Source organism: Planctomycetota bacterium, from assembly GCA_016235865.1.
In the GTDB taxonomy this organism is placed as follows: Bacteria; Planctomycetota; MHYJ01; order JACQXL01; family JACQXL01; genus JACRIK01.
Genome location: JACRIK010000003.1, coordinates 412217 through 434468, shown reverse-complemented (window position 1 = coordinate 434468; position 22252 = coordinate 412217). Strand labels below are relative to the sequence as shown.

At 52.4% G+C, this 22252-nt stretch carries 16 protein-coding genes and 1 tRNA gene; 8 read left to right on the top strand and 9 right to left on the bottom strand.

Annotated elements, in window-relative coordinates:
- The 8 genes from HZA49_03360 to ffh all read left to right on the top strand — a co-directional run bounded on the left by HZA49_03360 (position 1) and on the right by ffh (position 12063).
- Complete coding sequence (locus HZA49_03360) at positions 1 to 1656, top strand: HEAT repeat domain-containing protein (protein MBI5778477.1); 1656 nt, start codon at positions 1 to 3, stop codon at positions 1654 to 1656.
- Entirely contained in the window at positions 1653 to 2741 is a 1089-nt protein-coding gene (queA, locus tag HZA49_03355; protein ID MBI5778476.1) for a tRNA preQ1(34) S-adenosylmethionine ribosyltransferase-isomerase QueA, read from the top strand. Before HZA49_03360 ends, queA begins: the two co-directional genes overlap by 4 nt.
- Before the next feature lie 8 nt (positions 2742 to 2749).
- Positions 2750 to 4360, top strand: a complete 1611-nt coding sequence (locus HZA49_03350; GenBank protein MBI5778475.1) for an NAD(P)/FAD-dependent oxidoreductase — start codon at positions 2750 to 2752, stop codon at positions 4358 to 4360.
- A 1-nt stretch (position 4361) separates the two neighbouring features.
- The gene (locus tag HZA49_03345) at positions 4362 to 5048 is read left to right on the top strand and encodes a DNA alkylation repair protein (protein MBI5778474.1); all 687 of its coding nucleotides are present in this window, start codon (positions 4362 to 4364) and stop codon (positions 5046 to 5048) included.
- Between the two features lie 196 nt (positions 5049 to 5244).
- Positions 5245 to 5514, top strand: coding sequence for an HU family DNA-binding protein (locus HZA49_03340; protein ID MBI5778473.1), 270 nt, complete (start codon positions 5245 to 5247; stop codon positions 5512 to 5514).
- Between the two features lie 124 nt (positions 5515 to 5638).
- Positions 5639 to 9229 carry a hypothetical protein gene (locus HZA49_03335; protein MBI5778472.1) on the top strand — a complete coding sequence of 1197 codons (3591 nt, stop codon included), beginning with the start codon at positions 5639 to 5641 and terminating at the stop codon, positions 9227 to 9229.
- Between the two features lie 95 nt (positions 9230 to 9324).
- Positions 9325 to 10617, top strand: coding sequence for a UDP-N-acetylglucosamine 1-carboxyvinyltransferase (murA, locus tag HZA49_03330; protein ID MBI5778471.1), 1293 nt, complete (start codon positions 9325 to 9327; stop codon positions 10615 to 10617).
- 120 nt (positions 10618 to 10737) lie between these two features.
- Positions 10738 to 12063 carry a signal recognition particle protein gene (gene ffh, locus HZA49_03325; protein ID MBI5778470.1) on the top strand — a complete coding sequence of 442 codons (1326 nt, stop codon included), beginning with the start codon at positions 10738 to 10740 and terminating at the stop codon, positions 12061 to 12063.
- A 354-nt stretch (positions 12064 to 12417) separates the two neighbouring features.
- On the opposite strand, the gene HZA49_03320 is transcribed toward ffh, so the two are convergent.
- The 9 genes from HZA49_03320 to sucC all read right to left on the bottom strand — a co-directional run bounded on the left by HZA49_03320 (position 12418) and on the right by sucC (position 22231).
- Complete coding sequence (locus HZA49_03320; protein ID MBI5778469.1) at positions 12418 to 12819, bottom strand: hypothetical protein; 402 nt, start codon at positions 12817 to 12819, stop codon at positions 12418 to 12420.
- A gap of 119 nt (positions 12820 to 12938) precedes the next feature.
- Positions 12939 to 13529, bottom strand: coding sequence for an isoprenylcysteine carboxylmethyltransferase family protein (locus HZA49_03315; GenBank protein ID MBI5778468.1), 591 nt, complete (start codon positions 13527 to 13529; stop codon positions 12939 to 12941).
- 102 nt (positions 13530 to 13631) lie between these two features.
- Positions 13632 to 16121 (bottom strand): WD40 repeat domain-containing protein, encoded by a 2490-nt coding sequence (locus HZA49_03310; protein ID MBI5778467.1) that lies wholly within the window; start codon positions 16119 to 16121, stop codon positions 13632 to 13634.
- Between the two features lie 9 nt (positions 16122 to 16130).
- The gene (locus HZA49_03305) at positions 16131 to 18044 is read right to left on the bottom strand and encodes a hypothetical protein (GenBank protein ID MBI5778466.1); all 1914 of its coding nucleotides are present in this window, start codon (positions 18042 to 18044) and stop codon (positions 16131 to 16133) included.
- A 16-nt stretch (positions 18045 to 18060) separates the two neighbouring features.
- Positions 18061 to 18145: transfer RNA gene (locus HZA49_03300), tRNA-Leu, on the bottom strand.
- Between the two features lie 72 nt (positions 18146 to 18217).
- A complete protein-coding gene (locus tag HZA49_03295; GenBank protein ID MBI5778465.1) occupies positions 18218 to 19117 on the bottom strand; it encodes a phosphoribosylaminoimidazolesuccinocarboxamide synthase in 900 nt (299 codons plus the stop codon).
- Between the two features lie 82 nt (positions 19118 to 19199).
- The gene (nadC, locus tag HZA49_03290; GenBank protein MBI5778464.1) at positions 19200 to 20114 is read right to left on the bottom strand and encodes a carboxylating nicotinate-nucleotide diphosphorylase; all 915 of its coding nucleotides are present in this window, start codon (positions 20112 to 20114) and stop codon (positions 19200 to 19202) included.
- On the bottom strand, positions 20111 to 20983 hold the full coding sequence (gene sucD / locus HZA49_03285) for a succinate--CoA ligase subunit alpha (protein MBI5778463.1): 873 nt from the start codon (positions 20981 to 20983) through the stop codon (positions 20111 to 20113). Before sucD ends, nadC begins: the two co-directional genes overlap by 4 nt.
- A 66-nt stretch (positions 20984 to 21049) precedes the next feature.
- Positions 21050 to 22231, bottom strand: a complete 1182-nt coding sequence (gene sucC / locus HZA49_03280; GenBank protein ID MBI5778462.1) for an ADP-forming succinate--CoA ligase subunit beta — start codon at positions 22229 to 22231, stop codon at positions 21050 to 21052.
- Positions 22232 to 22252 lie beyond the last annotated feature (21 nt).

Sequence of the window (22252 nt, the reverse complement as noted above, 5' to 3'; positions counted from 1 at the left end):
GTGGCCAAATCCAAATACACCTTTCTGTTTTGTATATCCTTAATGGTTGCTGTTTTTTCTCTCTTCGGCGTAACCGATGATTTATCCGAGATAAAGCAGACCCTGGCGGACAAGTCATATGCTAATTACTGGGATCGGCTCAAAGCAATTAACAAGCTAAAAGCACACAACTCTAAAGACGCGGCAATGATACTGGTGGCGCTTTTTGACGACGAAGAATCCCCGGTCAGGGAATCCGCCCTGATGATACTGGGCGATTTTACCGACAAAAATGCCGTTGATTATCTGGTTACCGTGGCATTAAATAATCCCAAAAGCAAAAACCAGCGGTTTTATACCGCGTGGGTATTGGGGATGATAAAAGACGAAACAGCCCGGCCATACCTACTTAGGGCGTTAAATACTGAAACGGACGAAGAAGCGCTCAGCCGGATTATCCGGAGCATTAGCAATCTGTCCAACAACGCCCAGGCAGAAGACGCTTTAATAAAGAAGTTGTCAAATGGTAGTTTAATGGTGCGTGCCTCGGCGATAGAGGCGTTAGGTAAAATAAGATCCGTTAAATCATATGACGCCATATTAAAATGGGCGTATGCCCCCAATCCGACGATCAAAGCCGCGGCACTTGAGGCCCTAGCGATAATTAAACCGCAGGAATCAGTTGGTTATCTGGAATCAGCCCTGAAAGACCCGTTGCCTGAAGCAAGAATTACCGCCATTGAGATGCTGACCAGATGCTGTTCCGAAAAAATATTAGTGTTAAAGGCGGCAACAGGTTTATTACGGGATAAAAATCCTGCGGTGCGTGCAGCCGCCGTCCAATCTTTAAGGGAGCTCAGGGAAAAAGACGGGCTTAGGGCCCTGGTTGACCGACTGCCGGATGCTTCAGGGCGCCTGCGGTATGATATTATTATCGCGCTAAAGGATTTAACCGGCCAGGAATTTGGGTTTGACGCCAAAGCGTGGTTTAGTTGGTATCAGGTAAATAAGGATAAGATAGAGATTACGCCGAAGAGAAGCAGGACGCCGACAGATTTCGGTGACAGAAAACAGCCCGTTTTACCTGGTGAAACTATCCCCACCTTTTTTGACATCCCCATTCTAGGCCGGGATATTGTATTTATCGTCGACTTTTCAAGGAGCATGAAAAACGAGGCGGAAGATAACGACGACAAGAAAGAGCGAAAGATAGATATTGTGCTAAAAGAGCTGGAAGAAGCGCTTAAGCGATTTTCTCCTGATGTGAAGTTTAATATCATAATCCTCAGCACCGAGGCAATTCGCTATAATAAGCGAAGGGCATCCAAGATAATGTTGCAGGCAACCGAGGAAAACAAGAAGATGGCATTAGGGTTTGTCAGGTCACTCTGGGACAAGCTGGAGGATATCAGGCGCGGGCGGGGCGACCACTACGATGCCCTTATTGAGGCGCTTTCAGAGCCCGAGGTTGATACTGTATTCCTGTTATCCGACGGCAGGCCTACCGATGGCACATATATCAATAAGGACAATATTATCGAGAATATTGCTAGATTTAACCGGTTCAAAAAGATAGTGATACACACCATAATGACCGGTAATAAAGGGACCAAAAAAGACCGGGAACTGATGGAAAAACTTGTTGAGGACAGCAACGGAGTATGTATAACTAAATGAAGCTTCGCGAGCTAGAATATAAATTGCCCAAAGAACTGATTGCCCAGAAGCCGGCTAAACCAAGGGACCACTCACGCCTGCTGGTCTTGGACCGCAACACCGGCAAGATAAAGCACCGCAGATTCAACAACATCGTTGATTATCTTAATAAGGGCGATGTCCTGGTGCTGAATAATACCCGGGTCATTCCCTGCCGGCTGATTGCCCGGCGCGCCTCGGGCGGCGTGGCGGATATTCTGCTTATCAAGCAGGATGAAAAAGACGAGGGTATCTGGACCGCCCTGATAAACTTCAACCGCCGGCTCAGGGAAAACGAGATCCTGTCTTTGGTCAGCAAGGATGCTATAAATATCACCCTGCTAAAGCGGCTGGCAGACGGCTGGCAGATCAGGATTACGCCAGCCATAAATATCAAAGACCTGCAGACCCTGGGCAAAATGCCCCTGCCGCCTTATATAAAAAGGCCAAAGACCGGGGATGGGCAAATAAAATCAGACAAGGACTGTTATCAAACTGTGTATGCGGATAGGGACGGTTCTATTGCCGCGCCCACTGCCGGCCTGCACTTCACCAGGCCGCTGATTAACCGGCTGATTAAAAAGGGCGTCAGGATTGTCTCTGTTACCCTGCACGTCGGCATCGGCACCTTTAAGCCCATCAAGGCGGATAATATAGAAGACCATCGGATGGAACAGGAATATTTTGAGGTCAGTCCCGAGACGGCCCGGGCCCTTTTAGAGGCGTATCGTGACAAGAAACGGGTTATTGCGGTCGGCACCACCGCTTGTCGGGTGCTGGAAACCATCGCCGGGCAGATAAGAATGCTGATGGTTCATCCCTGGCTGGAAAAACAACGGGTCATGCGGGCGTCATTAATACGCGGCTGGACCGACCTATTCATCCATCCACCCTATCAATTCAATATCGTGCAATCACTGATTACCAATTTCCACCTGCCGCACGGCACGCCTCTGGCGCTGGTGGCTGCCTTTGCGGGACGCAAGAAGATTGTAGATACCTATCAGGAAGCCATAAGCAAAAAGTATCGTTTTTATAGTTATGGCGATGCAATGATGATAATATAGGTCGGTGTATGCAGGAAAAATCAGTTATTATCATAGGCGCCGGATTAGCCGGGCTGTCGGCTGGTTGTTATGCTCGGATGAACGGCTATAAGACGCGGATTTTGGAGCACCATTCCAAGCCCGGCGGCGTGGTAGCCGGCTGGAAACGTAACGGTTTCCTTATTGACGGCGGCATCCACTACCTAATGGATTATAAACCGCCCAGGGCCACCCATCAGTTATACACTGAATTAGGTATCCTGACGGCCAATCATATCCAGCAGAAGGATGCCTACCTGCGGTTTCTGGATGAGCCCACCGGCAAACGCATAGAAATCACCCGCGATCTGGATAAGTTTGCCAGCGACCTCAAGGCGCTTTCACCACAGGATTCCGGCCTGATTGACAGCCTGATTTCAGCGGCCCGGGCCATGCAGGGGCTGGATATAATGGGTATTGGGTTAAGCCAGCCCGCTGAATTAACCGGGTGGCTGGATAAAATCGGCCAGATATGGAAAATGAGACGCCTGTTGAAATATATGGATGGGAAATATGGGTGTTCGGTCAGGGATTTTGCCGGGGATATAAAAGACCCGCTGCTTAGGCGTATCATAGAAAATCTCTTCCTGCCCGATGTGCCGGTATTTTTTATTACCATGCTGCTGGCCACGCTGGCGGACGGGCAGATGGGCGTTCTGGAAGAGGGGTCACTGCATTTCGCCATGTCTCTGGATAATCGCTACCGCGGGTTAGGCGGCCAGATTGACTACAGTTCCACGGTTACCAGGATTATAGTCGAGGATAATCGGGCTATTGGTGTGCAACTGGAAAACGGTCGGCAATTCACGGCTGACACGGTAATATCGGCCGCCGACGGCTACAGCACTATCTTTCAGATGTTAGATGGCAAATACGTCAACAACCAAATTCTTGATATGTATCAGTCCAGTGGCGCCATGGCGCCACTGGTCGCGAACTCCGCAGAGACTGGGAGCACCCACTGGAGCGGACCGAACATGCCGCAGAGACGGTGGCACACCGGGGGGCGCTGGAAACTGTTTAATCCGATTATGATAATTAATTTCGGCGTGACCAGAGAATTCAAGGGGGAGCCGAGCATTAGCATTATCACGCTTAATAAACAGGTCAAAATAGGAAATCAGGATATAGCTGGTTTGTCGCTCCGGATTTTTAATCATAGCCCCCACTTTGCGCCGCCGGGTAAGACGGTGGTCCAGGTAATGGCTGAGACGGACTGGGATTACTGGCATGACCTTCGGGTTAATAATCGCCTGCAATATGATTCGGAGAAACAGCGGGTGGCCGGAGAAATCCTGGAGCGATTAGAAGCGTATTATCCGGGCATTTCATCCCGGATTGAAGTAACCGACGTGGCCACGCCCTATACCATGTGGCGTTATACGCACAATTACAAGGGCGCATTTGAGGGCTGGCTGCCTACGCCGGAGACATTTAAAACCCCGCTGAAAATGACCCTGCCCGGGTTGGGTGGTTTTTATATGATAGGTCAATGGGTCATGGCTGGCGGCGGGGTTCCGCCCTGCCTGTATTCGGGCAAACACGCGGTGCAAATACTCTGCTATAAGGACAAAAAGGAATTCGTGTCGCATAAAGGGTAAAATGGAGTACTTCGAAATCATCAATAAACTCAAGTCATTAGCCAATCCCAAAAATGTAGCCAGCATGGCCCGGTTTGGAATCAATCCGCACAAGACCCTGGGCGTTTTCATGCCCCGGTTGCGGGCGCTGGCCAAACAGACCGGTAAAAACCATTCTTTGGCCCGGCAACTTTGGGCTTCTGGCATCCACGAGGCGCGCATCCTGGCCGGCCTGGTTGATGAATCCGAAAAGGTAACCGAAAAACAGATGGATAAATGGGCTCGGGATTTTGATTCCTGGGATGTCTGCGACGGGTCCTGCATGAACCTGTTTGACCGGCTGGAGATTGCGCCCAAAAAAGCGGTTGCCTGGAGCGAGCGAAAAGAGGAGTTTGTCAAGCGGGCTGGATTTGCTCTGATGGCCTGTCTGGCCTGGCATCGCAAAGATGCAAAAGATAAAGAGTTCACTAAATTCCTGCCTATAATAAAGCAGGAATTGTCTGATAACCGTAATTTTGTCAGGAAGGCAGTTAGCTGGGCCTTGAGGCAGATCGGCAAACGCAGTCTTTATCTGAATAAACAGGCCGTAGCAACCGCAAAGGAGATACAAAAGACAGATTCCGGGGCAGCCCGATGGATTGCCTCGGACGCCATAAGGGAATTGACCAGCCAGGCGGTGCAGAAACGACTGCGCCAGCCGAAGCACTAAAAACCGTACAACCCTTGCTTTACGCTGGTTTACTGCCGCCCGAAAACCGCATAAGTATTGGGATAAAACCAGCCGGCCTGGAGAAGCGATAAATCCTGGCTTATCCGGCGGTAAATCACATAAAAATATCAGATTCTGCTTGACAAGGTTGATTTTAATGTTATATTTACCGTATAAATGAGAGGGGGTGATTTTAGTGAATAAGCAAGAACTGGTAGAAGCAATGGCAAAATGCCAAAAGGATACCAAGGCGTCAGCCGAAAGATGGCTGAGCTGCTGTCTGGATTGCGTCCAGACCGGGCTGAAGAAGGACAAAGGAGTTCAGTTAGTTGGTTTCGGTTCATTCAGGGTGAAGAACCGGGCGGCCCGCAAAGGCCGTAATCCCCAGACCGGCGCCACGATAACTATTAAGGCGTCAAAGACGGTGGGATTCAAACCCAGCCATGACCTGAAAAAAGCACTGTAGGTTTCTGAGTTTCGACACAGAGAGGGGAATTCTTACTATGCATCGGCATAAGAATTCCCCTTTTTCTCGTCAGGTTACCCTTGAAAGTGATTATTTATAAACTGGAAAAATCCGATAATAGGATATGGCGTATAATATCAGGAAATTACTGTTTGTTTTTTTAACCATTGGTATATTTTTCGCCCGGTATCAATATTCTTTTATCTCTGCCGATACCCCCAGTGACCACCAACCGGATGCGCAAATAAAGGAAAAAAATGCGCCTGATACGGGAAATCCGGACTATGGTTATACCGGAAACGATGCGTATTATTCTCAGAGCGGGGTTCAAGTCACTTCAAGCAGTGTCGCTAATCTTACCGCGGTAATTTATTATATTCGGCTCCAAAACGACAGCTATTTGGGTACTCCGTATAATTATTCTGTCAGCGGTTCGGCCGGTAATTCTGATTGGACGGTTTCGTATTATAGCCAGACATCAGGAGGGTCTGAAATCACCAGCGCGATTATAGATGGGTCATGGTTTACGGGAAGTTTAGGCGGAAGCGGAGACAAGCGCATAAGAGTGGAAATAACACCCAGCCTAACCGTAGATGGCGGAACGATGTTCCCGCTAGAAATTATAATGTCCGACCAGGAAGCATCGCCGGTTACCGACGTGGTTCGGGCTGAGACCACCTGCACCCCGGTAAATAAGCCGGATATCCAGATTAAGGAGGGTTCAGCCGTTTCTTATACCGGCAACGGCGTTTATAACTCCACGGCGGCGAGCCAGACCTTGTCCGCCAATCTCAATAATACCCTGGTAGTGAGTTATCACATCAAGCTGGAAAACGACGGCAATATCACCCAGCCGTTTACCATTACCGGCACGGCCTCAGCCGGGGGTTGGGTTGTCAATTATTATGATGACCCGGTCACCGGGACTGATATTACCGCTAATGTAACCGGCGCGGGCTGGCCGAGCACTCCGCTCGCCTATTCGGCCATCCAGGAAATCCGGGTGGAAATCTCGCCCGGCCTGGGCGTTACCGGCGGGAATGTCAAGGATGTTTATATCGCGATGATATCCCCGGCCGCCAGCGACGTGGTCCGGGCCAGTGTCACCTGTATTAATAACGCCGTGGTCCAGGTGAATTACGTTGCCACCAACCCGGCCGCATCATCCGAACTCAATGATACCCCGGGATTGTCAATGCTCCAGTTCCGGGTCTATGTCCCCAGCGGCAATGAAGGGGTCTTGATAAATAATATTTCATTAACGGCATCCGGCACGGGCGTTGATAATCTGGCTGTCAGCGGAATCCGGCTCATCAGCGACAGCAACGCCAACGCTTTCTATGATATCGGCGAAACGGTCCTGGGCGGTCCCGGGACCTACCCGGCTGACGATGGCACCTTGGTCCTGCCCCTTTCCTCACCCGTCACTCTGACGGTCGGTATCAGCCAGACCTGGCTGGTGGTTTACCAGATGTCCGGCTCGGCCGCGGCCGGGCAGACGTTTAAGCTGAACCTGACTGCAATGGACATAAAAGGCCAATATTCCCAGATTTCCATATTAGCCCAGAATCTGCCGCTGGCCGGCCAGACCAAGACCATCGGCGATTTTACGGTCTCAACCACCAGCGGAACCGCGCCCCTGAACGTGGTATTCAACGGACAATTCGGCGCGGCCGGCTCAGTGGTCCGGTATGAAGTGGATTTTGATTATGATAATTTCACCTTCAAGCCGGAGTTCCAGAGCATCTTTTCGGCCAACACGATATTCAGTTATACCGCCGCGGACGATTATACGGCCCGGGTGCGGATAACCTACCTGGACGGCAGTGTTGGATACCGGGATTTTTCCATAAACCCGTTATCATCATCTGGTAATTCGCCGCAGATTGATCCTATTCTGAGAAGCCCGGGCTCGTCCGGACAGGTCCCGTATGTGGTGACATTGACCGCCAATGCCAGCCCCGGGAGCGGCACCATCACGGCCTATCTCTGGGATTTTGACGGTAATAATACTATTGATTATGTTTCCCAGGTGAATCAGGCCAGTTATACTTATACCAAGTCAAAGGTTGGTAACTACAATCCAGTTGTTTGGGTTCAGAATACGGTTGGACTGGCTGCGAAGCAGGGCACGCAAATCTGGGTGAGCACGAACCCGTTAGCGCCGGCACCGACCGCCGTAATCGACGAGCCGGCCGATACTATTACCATCACCGCCGGCGACACCATTACCGTTTCCGGATATGGCACCATTGCCGCCGGCGGCATCATTGCCAGATACGAATGGGACTTTGACAATGACGACAGTTTTGATATCGTGGATGCCACTTTAAGCAAGACTTACCATACCTTCCTGTATCCGGGCATGTACAACGTTAAACTGCGGGTGACCGAGACCTCGGCCTTCGCCTTGCTCGGCGTCTCAGGCGAGACCACCAGAACCGTTGTGGTATTGCCGTCTCTTACCCCGCGCATAATCATCACCCAGGCCGGGCAATACCAGGTGGATAAAGATGGCTTGCGAGAAAAGGTCGGCGGCCGGTATCTCACCATTAAAGCGGTCCCGATTTGCTTCAGCCGGATTAGCCAGGTTGACTTCCGGTATCGTAATATGTATACCTCTGTCATTTCGGACACTTTTACCGCGCCGGCTGACGACCCGTTATCAATAGCCGTAATATATCCCCCGATTACATACGGCTGGGCAACCTATCAATTATCAGAATCCACTTTTTCCGCGTCTGATATCAAGCAGGAATGCTTTTTAACCACCATCAATTTCAACCTGCTGGGCGCGGTCGGCAACTGGTATGAGATTGCCGCCCTGGCCAACTTCAATTCGGCGAATAATACCTTTGATGATTGGAATGCCGGGCCCGACCGGACCCAGTCCCGGGTCTTCCTGAGCAATGCCGCCGCCGGCTACACTGAATTGGGGAATCCGGTAACCGCGGATACCTATGAAGGAAGCTCATCGGCGGTGACTTCCCAGGTGAAAAGAAGAATAGCAACCGGAAAGAATAATTCCACCACCAAGGGCGACACCACGGTCTTCATACCGGCGGACGGCCTGACGGTTTATGGCGACCCCATCTCGATGACCATTGACACGCCGGCCTCGGTTATTACGCCGGCGGAAACCGGGTTTTCGACCATCAATGTCTTCCGCGATATCAGAACCGATGTCGATAGCGACATCAAGAAACCGGTCAGCATAAAAGTCGGGTATCCGGACGCCGACGGCAACGGCATTGTCGACAGCACTACTATATCGGAGGCCGCGCTTTCCCTGTGCCGTTATGACGCGGTTAATAACAAATGGGTGCCGCTGTTGAACCAGAGCATCGACTATTACAACAAGACCGTCAGTGGCTGGACGACCGAGTGGGGGATATTCGGCGTTATCGGCCAATTGCCGCCCGAAGAGGAAAATATAACCTCCGGCTCCAGCGCCTTCGGAGTCCAGAAGGACTGGGCATTTTGTTTCATCGCCACCGCCGCCTACGGCTCGCCTATGGCCCAGGAGGTCAATACCCTGCGCGCCTTCCGGGACCGGCGCCTGATGACCAATCCGGCCGGCCGGGCCTTTGTCAGGACATATTATACCCTCTCGCCTCCAATAGCGAAAATCATTGCCAAAAGACCTTATTTGCGCTATATTACACGCCAGATGCTTAAGCCCGTGGTTTACGGGGTAAAGCTGATAGAAAAATAATATTCACTGCCAATTACGAACCACTACGAATAACGAATGGGCGGATTACGAATTCGTAATTAGAGGATTCGTAATTCGTAGGGTCAGGAGGCATTATGGATAAATTCATTATCAAGGGAAATAACCTATTGCAGGGCACGGTCAATATCAGCGGTTCCAAGAACGCGGCCCTGCCCATCCTGGCCGCCACACTCCTGAGCGACGAGAAATGCGTCATCAAAGGCGTGCCGCTGCTGCGCGATGTCGAGACCCTGATGCAGATACTGCGCGCCTTGGGCGCCAGCGTGGAACGTAAGCCCAACGGCGATATCGAGACCCTGGTCGTCAGCGAAAAGAACTCCGAAGCCCGTTACGAATTGGTCAAGACCATGCGTGCCTCGGTCTGTGTCTTAGGTCCGCTCATTGCCAAACGCAGGTACGCCAAGGTCTCTTTGCCCGGCGGCTGTGTCATCGGCGTCCGGCCGATCGACCTGCACGAAAAGGGCCTGCGCCTCCTGGGCGCTGATATTGATTACCAGCACGGCTACCTGATTGCCCGGACCAGGGGCTTGAAGGGTTGCAATATGTATCTGGGCGGCACCTTCGGTTCGACCGTCACCGGTACAGCCAATGTCCTGATGGCCGCGGTCTTAGCCAAGGGCAAGACCGTCATCGAAAACGCCGCCTGCGAACCAGAGGTCCAGGACCTGACCTTGTTCCTGACCAAGATGGGCGCTAAGATAAAAGGCATCGGCACGCATCATCTGGAGATTGAGGGTGTTAAACGCCTGAAAGGCGCCACCCACACCGTTATTCCGGACCGGATTGAGACCGGCACCTTTATCGCGGCCGGCGCCCTGGTCGGAAAGAATATTACCATCAAGAACTGCCGGATGGACCACCTGGCCGCCGTCATTGACAATTACGCCCAGATGGGCGTCACAGTGGAACGGCTCTCCAACACCGAATGCCGGGTCAAGCGCGTCAATACCCTTAAACCCATTGACATTACCACATTGCCGTATCCCGGATTCCCGACCGATATGCAGGCCCAGACCATGGTCATGCTCACCCTGGCTGACGGCATTAGTGTCGTCACCGAACGGATATATCCGGACCGGTTTATGCACGTGGCCGAACTAAACCGTATGGGCGCCGGCATCCGCAAAGAGGGCTCTTATGCGGTGATTCAAGGCAGAAGCCACTTATCCGGCGCGCCGGTCATGGCATCCGACCTGCGGGCATCGGCTGCCATGGTCTTAGCCGGTCTGGTCGCCACCGGCGAAACCGAAATCCAGCGCGTCTATCACATTGACCGTGGCTATGAAAAGATAGAGGCCAAACTCAATGCCCTAGGGGCGAATATACAACGAGTATCAGATAAGGTTCAATCTACAACTGAGGAATAAGATAAGGAGTTACAAAAGGTTACAATAGGGTTACATGAGGTTACAAGAGGTTGCAGCTTGGGAATGCAACTTTCTGTAACCTTATGTAACTTTCTGTAACATCCTGTAACCTATAGCAAGATGTTCGAATCCATTACCGAAAAACTACAAGCCGCGTTTAAGAAGCTCTCCGGCCAGGCGCGCTTAAGCGAGAAGAATATCCAGGACGGCCTGCGCGAGGTCCGGATGGCGCTCCTGGAAGCCGATGTCAACTATAAAATCGTCAAGGAATTTATTGAGACGGTCACCAAACGCGCCGTGGGCAAGGACGTGATTGACAGCATCACCCCGGCCCAGCAGATTATCAAGATTGTTCACGATGAATTGATTAACCTGATGGGCGCCACGGAAGAGGGCATCAAATTCGCCTCGGAACCGCCCACCATCTTTATGATGGTCGGCCTGCAGGGTTGCGGCAAGACCACCACCTGCGCCAAGCTGGCTAAGTATCTGACCAAGAAATCGCATCAGCCATTGCTGGTGGCGGCTGATGTCCAGCGCCCGGCCGCCGTGGACCAGCTCAAGACCCTGGGCAAGCAGCTCAATATCCCGGTCTACAGCGAAAAGAATACCACGCCGCCTAAAATCTGCGAGAACTCGCTCAAATTCGCCCGCGAGAATAACCTGGATTGCATTATTCTCGATACCGCCGGCCGGTTACATATCAATCAGGAACTCATGGACGAACTCAAGGCCATCTCGACCCGGCTCAAGCCCCAGTATGTCTTTCTGGTAGCCGATGCCATGACCGGCCAGGACGCGGTCAACAGCGCCAAGTCGTTTAATGAATGGCTGCCGCTGGCCGGCGTGATACTGACCAAGCTGGACGGCGACGCCCGGGGTGGCGCGGCCATATCCATCAGGGCCGTCACCGGCAAGTCCATCCGGTTCGTCGGCATCGGCGAAAAGATAGACAACTTCGAGGAGTTCTATCCCGAGCGCATGGCCTCGCGGATTCTCGGTATGGGCGACATCGTTTCCTTGGTGGAAAAGGCCCAGGAAAATATGGACGAGGCCAAGGCCAAGAAACTGGAAGAGAAACTGCGCAAGAACAAACTCGATTTGCAGGATTTCCTGGAACAGCTCCAGCAGATAAAAAAGATGGGCTCGTTAAAGGACATATTGGCCATGCTGCCCGGCGTGGGCGGGGCAATCAAGAATCTGGACATAGACGACAAGCATATCAAGAAGATAGAGGCGATAATCCAATCCATGACGCCGTATGAGCGGGAGAATCCCGAGGTCATCGACATCAAGCGCCGGAACCGCATCTCCAAGGGCAGCGGCACCGTGCCGGGCGACGTCAGCCAGCTCATCAAGCAATTCAACGACATGCAGAAGATGATGAAGAACATGCCCAAGATGGGCAAGATGATGGGCAAAATGGGCGGATTCCTGGGCAAGTAAATGCACCGGAGGCATAGTCTCAAGGGCACCCTTGGAATTTCAGTGTTTTTTGGCACAACATATTCATTTATAAACCGATACGGTCTGGATTGGCAACATCCGACACTCCTTATAGAGCATGCTAAACTATGTTTTTGCAGGAAATGCCGCCTGTCTGCATTTTGGATACGGTTTGTTTATTAATACGATGCCGCTTATTTATCAATCAGATATCGCCCCTAAGGAACAGGATGGGAATGTACAGGTGCCAGGGGGGGGTGGGTCCCCCCTGCCGATATAAAGATTTGATTTATAAGGAGATATGAGAGGCGGAAACACTGAAAATAGGCATTTGGTGGCTAAAAACAGGGGGATTTAATTCGCTTTGTCAGGGATGTGTTGCTTGACGAACTCCACTATCTGCGGTTTGTTGTTGTTCGCAATCAGGTATATCCCTCGAAAGGCCTCCAGGCGGGACTTGTCCTTGAACGGGCTCAATAAGATGCCGTTGCGGTCTTCATAGTAACTCTGAAAGTAGTCCCAGCGCTTCTTTTTGGTCGCGCCTGAGAATCGCACCTCGACACCCTCCGCATTCAATACGTAAACCGTGGGCAGGAAGAACTGCCGCATGGATAAGACCAGCAAGGCCAGAGCAATCAGGGTGAATCCGATATTGCTGGTGGTGATAAAGACCATGAGACAGATGAGCAGGATGATAATGACCAGGAACACGGATTTTTTGGGTTCGGCCTTAAAAGGGTGGGAGGTCCATTCCATACAAACAAATAAATATGAGCCACTAAGACAACCCCCTCAGTCCCCCTTTATTAAGGGGGAATTTATTAACCACTCCCCCTTAGCAAAGGGGGTTTGGGGGTTGTATTCTCTGTGGCAAATTAGAGATAGAATTCTTTTACCAGCGCCAGGATAATGGTGCCGAAGAATCCGGCCAGGGTGCCTAATTCGGCCAGCAATACCCGGCCCCAGGGGAATTCCGGCCTGATTTCATGCGGCGTTGCCCCGGAGAGTTTCGGGCCCCAGCGCGGCACCTTTTTGCAGTATTCCTCGTATTCGGCGCCGTATTTCTCGCGCATCCGGTTCTCTTCATACCAGGTGATGAGCAGATGGTGGAGCAGGAAAATCACGCCCACGGCTATCGGGATATACCAGAGCAGTCCGAACATCACGGCCGAGCCGCCGAATCCGATGATATTGCCCCAGTAGAGCGGGTTGCGGGTAATCCGGTACGGGCCGTCCGTGGTCAGGATTCGTTTCATCGGGTCTTCGGGCTTGGCTTTCCAGCCGATGTAGCGGGCCGCGTAGACCCGGGTCCAGGAGCCCAGGAATACCAGGAACCCGCCGATGGGCCAGATGAGCCAGTGCCGGGTTTCGTGCCACTTGATAAAGACCATGGGCACGAAGGTGGCGATGTAGAGTATCCAGCGCCAGCGGAAGATGAAGCGACCGATGTAATAAGTTGTTTTCATAATATATAAAGATTAGCCACTAAGACACTAATACAACCCCCTTAATCCCCCTTTATTAAGGGGGATTTTCGCCATCTGTGTCATCTGTGTAATCTGTGGTTATTATCTCCTTTCGAATTCCATCTGCCCCAATCCCATATTGCCGAATTCGTCAAAGGCCCGGACGGCAATGTTATGGAATCCAGCGGCAGTTACAGCTAAAGTAAACTTAAAGTCCTCGGAGTTGGAGTCCATGATGCCGTCGGCCGGGAAGGCCGCTTCCCATTTCCCGCCGTCTAAGGAATATTCTATCCGCCGAATCTGGGACAGGGTGTCCACGACCTGGCCGGAACATTCCAGATTCTTGTCCATTGCCAGGCCTTTTATCTCCGGCCGGGTGTTGTCCACGATGACTGGGTCTGATATCTTCTCGTCCCTGAGTTCGGTGCCGTTGGGATTGACCTTTTCGTCCGTGGCCTCGAGCTTGATGAAATACCGGCCGTCCTGGAGCGAGTCGGTCAGCCAGTTGAATTCCGGCTGGAATATCAGGCCGCCCGGGAATTCCTGGTTGAGCAGTATCCAGGCCTTCTGGTTTTCGGCCCGGTAATAGATGCGATAGGAAAGGGCGTCGCCATCCGGGTCCTGGACCTGGTAGTTCATCTTCCGGAACGGCATTTTCTGAATGACGCCGGTAGGCGGCAGGGGCGGAACCGGCGCGATATTAAATCCCATGATTCTGGGCTGCTGGTTGTGGACCAGGTAATTCTGGGTGATTTCCTTGATGACCGTGTCCCGGCTGTCCCAGGCCAGTTTGACCCTGAAATAGCGGGCCGTCGGGGCATTGGGCTTGACCGATTCATCGGCCTTTCCGCCAGAGGCGGATCCGCCTTGGGCGGATACCATAACCGGGTCAGACCAATCAGACCAGGTCTCGTCCGGCTTGGCGGTATTGCCGCTCTGGACCTGAAGCATGAGCGCGCCTTGGCCTTTGAATGAGAAGTTGCCCCAGCGGGACGGGAACCGGGCGTCCCAGACATCGGCGGTGAATTCGGCCTTGACGGCCAAATCGGTCCGGGCCAGATAGGCCGCGGCCTTCTTGCCTGAACCGGCCGCGTAGAGCTGGTTGTCTTTATTCATGACCAGAGTCAGGACCTGTCCGGCATCCAGGTCATAGGGAATGAAGAACTTGCCGCTCTGGAAGACGTAATAAATCCGGCCGCTGTTGTCCGTGCCGGCAACCAGGACGCCGTCCGCGTTGAGTTTCAGCTCGGTGATATAGCAGTCGTTGAGCGCGGTGACCTCTTTGATAAAGCTGTTGGACATTTTATAGATGACGCAATGGACCGGCGGCCGGGGCGTTTCCGGAGGCAGTGGGACTGAAATAGTTTCGGACTGGACAGCCGGAGCCATGGTGACCGGAGCCGGTGTGGGAGACGGGGTCGGCGCCTGGGTCGGTTCATGTTCGACCACGCCTGCGGCAGGCATAGGAGTTTCTTCTACAATAATGTCTTCGGAATCAATTATGTCCTGTGATTTCCGTTCCGGCGCGATGGACTTGTCCCTATTAGCGGGACTGTCTGCGGACTTGTGGTCCGGGGCGGGCGGCGCAGGCGGATGATGGTCGCCGTGGTCCCGGTCAGCCGGCGGAGGGGTCTCGTGAGGGGCTTCGTGTTTGGGCGTTTCTGTGGGTAGAGTTGGTTTGGTTTCGCCCGGAACCGCGTCCTTGGGTGCCTGGCCCGGGACCGGCGGGGTAACCGCGGCCTTTTTGGCTGACTGCTGTATCAGACCTAGGAATTCCTGGGGCGCCACCCGGATGCCCTTGTTGGCGCCGATAAAAAGTTCATTTTTCTCCGGTGAATAAACCAGCGACTTGATTTCCAAGTCGCCCAAATCAGCTACGATTTCCGGCCGGCCCTTGAGCGAGATGCGATAGACAATGCCCGGGTCGGCTGTGCTGGCATAGAAACAATCCTTCCCATTGAATATCAGGGACAGGACGTTCTTTTTCTTGGTGTCGTAGAAGACCTCGGCCTTTCCAGTGCTGTCAATCTTGTATATCTTGCCTTCGGGGCCGGTGGCCGCATAGAGATTATTATCGTTATCAAGGCAGAGTTGCCAGACGTATGTTTGTCCCGCCTTGGTGGGATCGCCTTTGGCTGGACCGGCAGAAATGGTGCAGAATAATGTTCCCTTGCCTGATTTGTCTATCTTGAATACCTTGCCGTTAGGAATGGTGCCGGCATAGAGACTGTCCTTATCGGCCACCATGGTAGTGACCAGCATTTCGCCGGTATTAAATACCTCGTTCAGCTTATTTTCCTTCTGATCGAGGGAATAGATTATGCCTTTGGCCGAGCCGAAATAGACGCGGTCGTTTACGGTGGCGCTGCACCAGAGCCCGGAATCCTCGTCCGTAATGGGCTGGCTGGGCAGTGCGATTTTGGTGTAGGTGGCGCCCATAGTGAGCGAGCCGTCCGCGGACAGAATCGCGCCCTGCATCTCGCCCTTGCGCCATCCGGTGGGATTGTTTATCTCCCAGGATGAGGACTGGACGGCATACAGGCTGGTGCCCAGTAAAAGGATGAAGGCGACGGGTAAAATAAGGTTTTTCATATAAATCTCCTATTTGCTCTTGTATTTCACGAGGTTAACGGCCACGCTCCGGCTGCCGTAAACAATATTTTGCATCGGTTCAATCGCCATAACATAATCCTGCCCCAATTCCAGCGGCTTCTCGAAGGTTGGCGAACGCCGGTAGGTATCATAGCCGGAGGCGCCGTAAACCGTGCCGGGCCACTGGTTGATAAGTCCGCTTAGGAACGACCCGGGCAGGTTCTTATAATTATTCCCCTTGAATTTCAGGTCAATCCCGGGCAGGGACATCAGGGCCACCAGATTGCCGCCGTCATAGAATGATTTCAAATAACTTATCAGTTCCGGCACATTGGTCGGGCTGGGCAGGGGCGGCATCAGATTATTGCTGCTCATTATGGTAACGGCCAGGGTTTGGGGCGGTTTCAGGTCGCTGGGCACGGTGAAATCAATGGTTTTGATAAACGGTTCTTTAAGGTAGGGTTTTAACTGGCAGTAAATCCTGATGGTCTCGCCGGGCAGGACTTCCTTGGCCTCGGTCCAGGCGTTGAGCAGCTGCAGGGCGCGGTTTTCGTTGGTGATGCGCATGTCAAATGCCACGTTCTCCACCGGCACCTTGAGATAAGGATTATACCAGATGGGCTTGAAGATATTATTGATAGCGCCGCAGCCGGCGCCGGAAACGGAATCACTAACCAAACGCTTGAAAACCATCGGCTCCTGGTCCTTTATTTTGAGCGTGGTGGTGACCTCAATCATGGCCGGCTCAAAGGGCGTCAGTTCCGTGGCATCGGCCGCGCTCATCATCAGCCAGGGAATGGTCTCGGCGAATTGGGTGTAAGCGGCCAGTACCTCGTAATTAAATGTTTCCTTGCGGCCGGTTTTGGTGTTCTCCACGGATATTTTCATCGGTATCATCGGCGCGGTTTTCTTTAGGGTGCCGCTGATGGAACTTCTCCGGTCTTGCTGAAGGACGCCGATATTATCGATGCCGGAGCCGAACTTGAACGAGTGGTTGATGCTGGACATGGTGCCGTAGATATAAGCATTGGTCATGGGCGCCTGGATTTCCTCGCCCCACATCTCCATCCGGTGTCCGAAGGCCAGGATTTTGTCGCCGTCAACGTAAGTGACCGTGCCCACGCCGACCCAATCCTCGTCTCCGCCGACTAAGCGCACGCCAATCGCGCTGCCCGGCTCGAGTTCCTGGCTGACCGTTTCTTTGATAGCGCCGGTGGCGCCGCCGCTCTGGACCGGCATAATATTGTATCTTTCCAGCGCCTTAGCCAGATATTTCAGGCGGTAGGTGCTTATGCCTGAGACGAATAAAGGAGTCATCAACGGCCTCATGGCTCCGGGCGCTTCAGCCATCTTGATGTTGGAAGGCAACGAGGCCAGCCGATATTCGGTGTCGCTATCCTTGATGGAGCCGGTGGATTTTTCTATGGGCTTGTTGAGGTCAGCCAGCATCAGTTCGATGGGCGTGACGCCGGCCACGGATTCGTTGGTGAACGACCAACCGTAACCCAGGGCGCCGATTAAGCGGCCGGCCGGCTCTTTGTCCTTGTCGGTCACGATGTAAATCGGGCTACCGCTCATGCCGGCAATCACGCCGGCTTTGTCCACCACCGGATGAGAGCATTTTATCAGAATCATGTCATACTTCGGGCCGTTACCATTTTTCAGCACGCCCATTACGGTTATCCCAAACTTTTCTATGCCCTTGTCGCTTTGGAATACGGTCAGGCCGTAGCCGGCCATGCCGATTTTTATCTCGCCCACCTTCATCAGCTTTGCCTGGGGCTTTTGGGGAGCGGCCGGTTGGCCGGGTTTTGCTTCGGGCTGGTCCTTGGTTTGGGCGAAGCAGTCGGGCAGATTCCCGACGCTATGGCCGAGCAGGATAATGCTCCAGAGCAGCGCGAATATGATGATGCGTTTTGTCATAATTACTCCTGTTAAATGGTGCGGAGGGCGGGATTTGAACCCGCAAGCCTTACGGCATACGCCCCTCAAACGTACGTGTCTGCCAGTTCCACCACCCCCGCTCTTAGTGCCGGTTTGCTGGTTCCGCACCAGCATTACCGACACTTAGACCCCCGCGAAACGCGGGGGCATTTTTATAAGGATTTACCGGTCAGTCGTTTATACGCCTCCAGGTATTTCTCGGAGGTTTTATTGATTATTTCCTCGGGCAGTTTGGGCGCCGGCGGTTTCTTGTCCCAGCCGATGGAGTTGAGATAATCGCGGACAAACTGTTTGTCAAAGGACGGCTGTCCCTGGCCCGGCGCATAGCTGTCTTTGGGCCAGAAACGGGACGAATCCGGAGTCAGCAACTCATCCGCTAAAACTATTTTACCGCTGGCGTCTCGGCCCCATTCCATCTTGGTATCGCAGATAATTATGCCCTTGGCCAGGGCGTATTGATGGGTGAGCTCGTATATTTTCAGCGTCCGGGACTTTAATTCCTCGGCGTCTTTCTTGCCGATGAGTTCAGTCATCTTTTCAAATGAGATATTCTCGTCGTGCCCGCTGGTGGCCTTGGTGGACGGAGTGAATATCGGCTCGCTCAAACGGGCTGATTCCTTCAGTCCGACCGGCAGTTTTATTCCGCAGACGCTCTGGGTTTTGGCATACTCGCTCCAGCCCGAGCCAGCCAAATAACCGCGGACAATGCATTCCACTTGATAGACCTTAACCTTTTTTACCAGCATAGACCGGCCGGTTAATTCTTTTTCATATCCGGCCACGGCCGGTATCTTGGCGGCAATGGTCCCGAAATCAGCCGTGATAAAATGGGTCGGGGTAATGTTCTTTATGATATCGAACCAGAATTCGGACAGGGCGGTCAAGACCGCGCCCTTATAGGGAATCGGGTCAGGTAGCACCACGTCAAAGGCCGAAAGCCGGTCGGTCGTAACAATCAGCAGATAATCCGCGGTCTCATAGACGTCGCGCACCTTGCCCCGGCTGAAGAGTTTTAGTCCGTTCCCTTCGGGAATAGACGTTTCCCAGACCATAGTTGTTGGTTTAGAAATCTTTATCATATGGCGGTTTCTTATATAAAATTAATCGTGCCGGGGCAAGAGAAAGAGGAAAAAATCAGATTATCCGCAAAGCCATATCCAATGCTTTGGGTGAATGAGTGAGCGCGCCGATGGAGATATAGTCAACGCCGGTAGTGGCGAATTTATCGATGTTATTAAGGATGATACCGCCGGAGGCTTCGAGAAGGATATGTCTGCCCCGATAGCCATCGGGACTTCGCTTCGCTACGCCGGCCTTATTCCTGATAGTAACCGCTTCTTTAATCTGTGACGGCGTCATATTGTCCAGCATAATCACTGTTTTCGGAGACGGCGCTGAGTTGAGCAGAATCAAGGCCAGGATGAATTGGTTGAGGTTGGATACTTCTATTTCAAGAGGAAGATGTTTGGATATTTTGGTCTGGCATATCCTGTTAAGGGTTTCTACGATACCGGATACCGGATACCGGATGCCGGAATCGCGCATTGCTTTAATATGGTTATTTTTAATCAGGAATGCGTCGTAGAGTCCCAGGCGGTGATTGAATCCGCCGCCGGCCTTGACCGCATATTTATCCAGCAGACGCCAGCCAGGCACGGTCTTGCGCGTGTCCAGGATTTTCACGCCCGTACCTTTTACTTTGTTAACAAATTGATTTGTCAGGGTGGCAATACCCGAGAGCCGTTGGAGGAAATTAAGTACGGTTCTCTCGCCGCTCAGAATGGCCCTGGTCGGGCCTTTGACTATAGCCACGACCTGGCCGGCCTTGACCTTAGCTCCGTCTCTGGTTTTGAGCGAGACCCGGATATTCCTGCCCAGGCGTTTATAGATGGCGGCTATCAGAGACAGCCCGCAGATAAAGCCCGGTTCTTTGGCGATAATATAGGCAGTACTTTTGTGCCCGGTCGGAATCAGGGTGTTGGTGGTGATATCGCCTGAGCCGATATCTTCTTTTAATGCAATGGAGATTAAAGAATGTATAGGAATCATTTTAATGTCTCGGCAACTGTGTTGCCGATTTCCGCCGGGTTAGGTACAACCTTGATGCCGCAGGCCGTGAGTTTGTCTATCTTTTCCTGGGCCGTGCCTTTGCCGCCGGAGATAATGGCGCCAGCATGGCCCATGCGTTTGCCTTTGGGCGCGGTCTTACCGGCAATGAATGCCACAACTGGCTTTTTGATATTCTTTTTGATATAATCCGCAGCCTCCTCTTCCATGGTGCCGCCGATTTCGCCGATCAGGACTATGGCTTTGGTATCCTTGTCCGCCCGGAATAATTCCAGTGCATCAATAAAAGATGTGCCGATGATGGAGTCGCCGCCGATGCCTAAACAGGTTGATTGGCCCAGTCCGAGATTAGTCAACTGCCAAACCGCCTCGTAGGTGAGCGTGCCGCTGCGCGAGATGACGCCAATCGTGCCTTTCTTATGGATATAGCCGGGCATAATGCCGATTTTACATTCACCTGGGGTGATAATTCCCGGTCCATTCGGTCCAACCAGCCGGACGCCTTTATCTTGGTAGAATTTGTGCACCTTGACCATGTCAAGGGTGGGAACGCCCTCGGTGATGCAGACCACCAATTTCAGGCCGCTATCCGCGGCTTCATAAAGCGCATCGGCGCAAAAGGCGGCCGGGACAAATATCACTGATGTGTCAGCGCCGGTCTTTTCCACGGCCTGACGGACCGTATCAAATATCGGCACCTTGTCGGCGAATCTGGTACCGCCCTTGCCGGGCGTGACCCCGCCAACTATTTTAGTGCCGTATTCCAGCATCTGGGTGGCGTGGAAAGATCCAGCTCCGCCTGTGATGCCCTGGACAATGACCTTAGTGTCTTTGTTGACTAAAATACTCATATTTTAATTCGTCAAGTATTGTCAGAAATAGTCAAGAATGGCCAAGGGTTGTTTGGCGATGTCTGACTATCTTTGACTACATTTGACGACTTTTATGGCCGCCCCATCCATGGTATCGGCTGAAACGATATTCAGCCCTGACTTATTTAAGATTTCTTTGCCTATTTTAACGTTGGTGCCTTCCAGCCGAACCACCAAGGGCAGGTTTAAGCCGGTTTCTTTGACTGCCGCGGTAATGCCTTCGGCAATGACATCGCATTTCATGATTCCGCCGAAGATATTGACCAGGATGGCCTCGACATTCTTATTAGAAATAAGAAGTTTGAAAGCGTTAGCCACCTGTTCTTTGGATGCGCCGCCACCCACGTCAAGGAAATTGGCTGGCTCGCCACCGTGCAGTTTAATCAGGTCCATGGTGGCCATAGCCAGTCCGGCGCCGTTGACCATGCAGCCGATATTGCCGTCCAGTCCGATATACGAGAGATCGTGCTTGGATGCTTCATATTCCTGCGGATGCTCCTGGGAGATGTCGCGCATCTCCAACAAATCCTTGTGCCGGAATAATCCGCGGTCATCCAGATTGATTTTTCCGTCCAGGGCAATCAGCCCGTCTTTACTGATAATCAGCGGGTTTATTTCGGCCAGAGAACAATCATTTTCGGCGAACAGCTTGCTTAGCCCCACAAATAGTTTTGCGCCATCAGCGTAAAGCGTGGAGCGTAGAGTATTTTGTTCTATGCTACTTGCTAATGCGTAGACCAGCTCCCGCGCCTGATACGGTTGCAGGCCCAGGTATGGATGTAAATGTAATTTTATAATCTTTTCCGGCGACTTGGCGGCCAGTTCCTCTATTTCCATGCCGCCTTCGGTCGATGCCATCAGGACCGGGCAATTATGCTTGCGGTCAATAACAATGCTGGCATAGAGTTCTTTTTCTATCGGCAGGGTTTCCTCAATGAGGACCTTATGGATGGGCTTGCCGGCCGGGCCGCTCTGGTGTGTAATTAGGGTCTGGCCGATGAGTTCGCCGGTGGCTTTGGCGGCTTCAGCAGCCGAATTGATAACCTTGATGCCGCCAGCCTTGCCGCGTCCGCCTGAATGAACCTGGGCTTTAGCTACCGCCTTGGACAGATTTAACTTGTTAAATATTTCTGCGGCTTGTTTGGGCTCACCAGCGACCGCTCCGCGCGGGGTCTTGATCCCATATTTAGCCAACAGTTGCTTGGCCTGATATTCGTGGAGGTTCATAGTAGCGATATAGATTAGCAT

What these genes read in the sequence shown, in the direction of transcription:
- queA (MBI5778476.1), top strand. Translation starts at nt 1,653, where the DNA reads ATGAAGCTTCGCGAGCTAGAATATAAATTGCCCAAAGAACTGATTGCC.
- HZA49_03350 (MBI5778475.1), top strand. Translation starts at nt 2,750, where the DNA reads ATGCAGGAAAAATCAGTTATTATCATAGGCGCCGGATTAGCCGGGCTG.
- HZA49_03345 (MBI5778474.1), top strand. Translation starts at nt 4,362, where the DNA reads ATGGAGTACTTCGAAATCATCAATAAACTCAAGTCATTAGCCAATCCC.
- HZA49_03335 (MBI5778472.1), top strand. Translation starts at nt 5,639, where the DNA reads ATGGCGTATAATATCAGGAAATTACTGTTTGTTTTTTTAACCATTGGT.
- murA (MBI5778471.1), top strand. Translation starts at nt 9,325, where the DNA reads ATGGATAAATTCATTATCAAGGGAAATAACCTATTGCAGGGCACGGTC.
- ffh (MBI5778470.1), top strand. Translation starts at nt 10,738, where the DNA reads ATGTTCGAATCCATTACCGAAAAACTACAAGCCGCGTTTAAGAAGCTC.
- HZA49_03320 (MBI5778469.1), bottom strand. Translation starts at nt 12,819, where the DNA reads ATGGAATGGACCTCCCACCCTTTTAAGGCCGAACCCAAAAAATCCGTG.
- HZA49_03315 (MBI5778468.1), bottom strand. Translation starts at nt 13,529, where the DNA reads ATGAAAACAACTTATTACATCGGTCGCTTCATCTTCCGCTGGCGCTGG.
- HZA49_03310 (MBI5778467.1), bottom strand. Translation starts at nt 16,121, where the DNA reads ATGAAAAACCTTATTTTACCCGTCGCCTTCATCCTTTTACTGGGCACC.
- HZA49_03305 (MBI5778466.1), bottom strand. Translation starts at nt 18,044, where the DNA reads ATGACAAAACGCATCATCATATTCGCGCTGCTCTGGAGCATTATCCTG.
- HZA49_03295 (MBI5778465.1), bottom strand. Translation starts at nt 19,117, where the DNA reads ATGGTCTGGGAAACGTCTATTCCCGAAGGGAACGGACTAAAACTCTTC.
- nadC (MBI5778464.1), bottom strand. Translation starts at nt 20,114, where the DNA reads ATGATTCCTATACATTCTTTAATCTCCATTGCATTAAAAGAAGATATC.
- sucD (MBI5778463.1), bottom strand. Translation starts at nt 20,983, where the DNA reads ATGAGTATTTTAGTCAACAAAGACACTAAGGTCATTGTCCAGGGCATC.
- sucC (MBI5778462.1), bottom strand. Translation starts at nt 22,231, where the DNA reads ATGAACCTCCACGAATATCAGGCCAAGCAACTGTTGGCTAAATATGGG.